Here is a 643-nt window from a genome sequence, read left to right on the forward strand (position 1 = left end):
CCTGGCCGCGGAGAACCTGCAGGCCCGGGTCCGCGGGACGCTGCTGATGGCGCTGTCGAACGCCCACGGCCAGCTGGTACTCACCACCGGCAACAAGAGCGAACTCGCGACCGGATTCTCCACCCTCTACGGCGACAGCGCGGGCGGCTTCGCCCCGATCAAGGATGTGCCCAAGACCCTGGTCTGGGAACTCGCGCGCTGGCGTAACGCGGAAGCCGACCGCCAGGGCGAGACCCCGCCCATCCCCGAAGAGATCATCGTCAAGCCGCCGTCCGCCGAGCTCGCTCCCAGCCAGCTCGACTCGGACCGGCTGCCGGACTACTCCACCCTGGACGCCGTCCTCGACGACTACGTCGAGCGCGACCAGGGCCGCACTGAACTGATCACGGCAGGTCACAGCCCCGAAACCGTGGAACGGGTGATCCGGCTGGTGGACCTCGCCGAGTACAAACGCCGACAGAATCCCCCTGGACCGAAGGTGACCTCGAAGGCGTTCGGTCGCGACCGCAGGCTACCGATCACCTCCCGCTGGCGGGAACACCCGACCCGACCGTCCACCGTCGAACCACCAACCAGCGAGCCAGCAACCAGCGAGCCACCGACTACCGAGCCACCGACTACCGAGCCGCCTCCCGCCGAGTCG

General features: G+C 68.7%; 1 protein-coding gene. It reads left to right on the top strand.

Going from position 1 to position 643, the window contains the following annotated elements; all coding sequences use genetic code 11:
* Nucleotides 1-643 (top strand): NAD(+) synthase (gene nadE, locus MJ783_RS15600; RefSeq protein WP_239311168.1); only part of this gene is annotated, 643 nt, incomplete at both ends.

The organism is Protofrankia sp. Cj3, from assembly GCF_917627355.1.
GTDB lineage: Bacteria > Actinomycetota > Actinomycetes > Frankiales > Frankiaceae > Protofrankia.